At 53.3% G+C, this 3,379-nt stretch carries 2 protein-coding genes; both read left to right on the top strand.

What is annotated here, in order from left to right; genetic code table 11:
- Positions 1 to 394: 394 nt before the first annotated feature.
- Positions 395 to 880, top strand: coding sequence for an HNH endonuclease (locus tag ROE7235_RS19035; protein ID WP_121097520.1), 486 nt, complete (start codon positions 395 to 397; stop codon positions 878 to 880).
- 2,025 nt (positions 881 to 2,905) lie between these two features.
- Positions 2,906 to 3,292, top strand: a complete 387-nt coding sequence (locus ROE7235_RS20010) for a hypothetical protein (RefSeq protein ID WP_147434281.1) — start codon at positions 2,906 to 2,908, stop codon at positions 3,290 to 3,292.
- Positions 3,293 to 3,379 lie beyond the last annotated feature (87 nt).

Below are 3,379 nucleotides of genomic sequence, written 5' to 3'. Positions count from 1 at the left end.
TCGTAGAACAGCGCCGGTTGCGCTTCCTGCCTCGGTCCCATCATCGCCGGTCCTCCCCCTCGATTACAGGAATTGAATCAGCAGTTCAGACTTCGATCAAGGAAGAGTTTTTCAACACAATACGCCCAACGTCGATGCCCAGCTGATCCTGCCACTTGTATGACAGATCGCTATAAGTTCAAAGCCAGTCCATTTCACCCACTCTGAGCGCCTGTTCGCTGTGCACCGGCTCTCGGCGCTTGAAGCCTGTGCAATCCTTGCGCCAGCCCTCGGTCGATGTCAGCGATGAATGACAGGATCTCGACGCAGCGCGAAATTTCATTGCTCATCCCACAGAACAAAACCCCATCTCCGACGTATGAACACATACAACCCATTACGACGGAGACGACACATGCTAACCCAAAAACGGCTACGCGAAGTTCTGCATTACGACCCTGAGACCGGCATCTTCACCTGGACGAAAGGTGCTCGTCGAGGCAAGCTGGCAGGCACTGTGCATGATGACCGTGGATATCTGAAGGTCTCGATCGACAACAGGCGCTACCCGCTCCACCGGCTCGCCTGGCTCTGGATGACGGGCTTCCATCCCCTGTTTACCATCGAGCACAAAAATGGCGATCATGGTGACAACCGCTGGACCAACCTGCGCATTGGTGTGGGATCTGTGAAACGCACGCATAGTGCGCCCTATCCTGAGCCGACCCAGTATCGCTGGGTGTATCAGGTCGGCGACGGGTTCGAGGCGGTGATCCAGGTCGCGTCTGAGATGCTCAACATTGGGCGCTTCGCAACCGCCGAAGAAGCCCGGGATGCGATCAGTCAGGCGATGCAGTCGGCACTTGCAAAGAGGCGTGAGCGCGCCTCCAGCCTGGGCTGAACTGAGACAAACAGGTTGCGCTGTGGACATAAAGGGCCAAAACGGCTCCGGTATCTGTCCACAGCGCAACCCTGTTGGTTACATTTTCGACTCAAATCGGTTGCGCTGTGGACAGAGTTCACATGAATTTGGATTCAAAGTGTTACACGGTCATCCCAAATTGACCTGGAACGACCTTGTTTTATTGGCGCCGGACCTCTGATCGGCTGCGCTGTGGACAGATTTCAGGCGAGGGAAAAAAAGTCGATGCATACCGGGCGTTCAGAACGCGCAACGACGAAACGAAATCGCTCATTGCTGAATCGAAAGGAGCCTGACCGCGAAAAGCGAAGAAACGACCGCGGACGTTCCATCAGGAACACGCGTCCTGATCCGTTCTACCAATTATAGTATATGCTACAGATTACGACGTATATTCTGAGAAGAACGGCGAAGGAAGCGCACAGGTTCTCGGGTCGATATGAAGCTGCTGCTCCGGCCCAAACCAAGCCTCATGCAGATGACGCCCCGGAACACGCTCAGACCCGCGCAGGCGGTCAATGAACCGGGTCCACATCAGAAAATGCAAAGACACCACACACACGCCAACACTGCTCAGAGAGGCTTATATGCAATCTGGAGGATCGTTGGGATTACACAAAGATCAGTGACCATCGCCGTTCCGGTCAGATTGGTGTTTCAGCTAAATACCTGCGTAGCCAAAAAGCTTGAAAGCAAGATAGCTATTTAGCTGGACCGCATGACGGCACCGCGCCATCGAAACCCTCTAAGACGCGCACTGGCAGCAGCCGCGCGATGAGTGCAGCGCGTGCACCTGAAACCATGAGGATGCACCTCAGCGACCGCCCCAGTGGGTCTAGCACATGTCTCGCACGGTGATGCGATCTGCTGGTGACAATCGAACGCGTAATCTGTGTGTGGAGGCTTGGCACGGCGCGCTCGTCCATTGGGGCGCGGCTGATAGGCCTTCGTCCTCCACTGAGCCTCTCGGGGCCGGGACGGACAAAGCTTGCAGTCGTTCAGATACCCGGCCTAGGTCCGCGCTGGTGACCTGTTCTTCAGATATCGGTGCATCCTGATTCAGAACCGGTTTGGCACTACCAGATTGCCCACAATACGACCCAATCGCCGCCGCGTCGTTCTCACGCCGGGTCAGATGACCGACAGGTCACTTGCAGAATGGCATCGAGTTCGAGCGAGAGCATGGTCAGGTCTCAAGCTTTATCTGGAGCTCGAGATCTTGGCAGACCCGTTGTCGCACCCAAGGTCGTTTGTCAGGAATTCCTGTGCAGCTCCGCAAAAACTGCGAGACCAACCGCACTTTCAAGTTAGCGAAAACCGTTTCGAATACCTTGTCGGCGTATTAGAATGATCGAAGTTTTTTGGTGATCCGATCCGTTTTCTTGACATACGTCACTTTCGGAATGCGTCCCATTTTTGCACGGTGTGACCAATGAAGGGTGTCCCGCATTTGCTCGAAGAGCCGCAGAAGCCCTGACTTGAGTGGCAAACGGAACGTCCCGGAACTGCACGTCATATATAAATTGCTTTGAAGAAGTGTAGTTTATAATACTTACTCTTAACTTATTTTATCTTATGGGCAAATCCGGGACACCTACCCTTGATTTAAATCACCCTCGGTTGGTTCACCCACCGGCTCGGTGAACATCTTGCAACAGATGAGTTATATCATTTTTTGATTGTTGAGGGTCTGTCGCTCCGGTCTAGTCTGCGAGGCTCTGCGCCCTCTAAGGACAGCCTTTCCCGGCCGATAGTTTGTCACGCCGATCACTATTTTACTTGTTGATGTCATGATAATTTGCTACTCGGAGAATCTGTTTGTGCAGAGCCTTTCATTAAATGTTCTTGTTTTCCGCTTCGTGATTGAAACGCAACGGATCATGTATTTTTCAAATGCTTCATCACGTCGATATCTGACATCTTGACCAAGTTGGCCGGAGCTCCCTTTCGGCCAGGGTGGGGAAGGACGTCAGCGCCGACCCACCACTCAAAGAGGCAATGAAAATGGCTCAAAACAGCGAAGAACAATCAGAGTATGATGATGAAGATGAGGATGGGCGTATATGGCCCCGAGTCATCATGACCCCCTATGACCGTCGCCTGAAAGAACTGCGAGACCTTGAGGCAAAGCGTGACCGGGTTCTTTCGGAAACTGAGCGCTCAAGCGCGGCCCCAGCGCTCCTCGCTGGCCTAGAGCTGTTGGTCTCTCAAGCACAAGAACGATTTGATAATGAACGCAAGCACGCCGACAGTGAAATTGGCCGACGCCGTTACCGGATCGATCACTGGAGGTCGCACGAAGGACGAGATGATTACAATAGTTCTCGCCGCAAAAAGCGCGAGAAGCCGAATGTGAATCCCGGAGACAAAATGCCCACAGAAACGGTCTGATGATCTGACCGTCGCGGAGTAAAATTCCGCAATCTGACACCTGAAGCTGATGAGCGGAGGGTGGGGAGATGTATTCTGTGGACTTAT

Origin of the sequence: Roseinatronobacter ekhonensis, from assembly GCF_900499075.1 — a bacterium.
GTDB lineage: Bacteria > Pseudomonadota > Alphaproteobacteria > Rhodobacterales > Rhodobacteraceae > Roseinatronobacter > Roseinatronobacter ekhonensis.
The sequence above is the reverse complement of the archived record's forward strand: the minus strand, read 5'-3'. Positions and strand labels throughout refer to the sequence as shown.

Excerpts from the sequence above, each read along its gene's own strand:
- ROE7235_RS19035 (WP_121097520.1), top strand. The coding sequence starts at position 395 with ATGCTAACCCAAAAACGGCTACGCGAAGTTCTGCATTACGACCCTGAG.
- ROE7235_RS20010 (WP_147434281.1), top strand. The coding sequence starts at position 2,906 with ATGGCTCAAAACAGCGAAGAACAATCAGAGTATGATGATGAAGATGAG.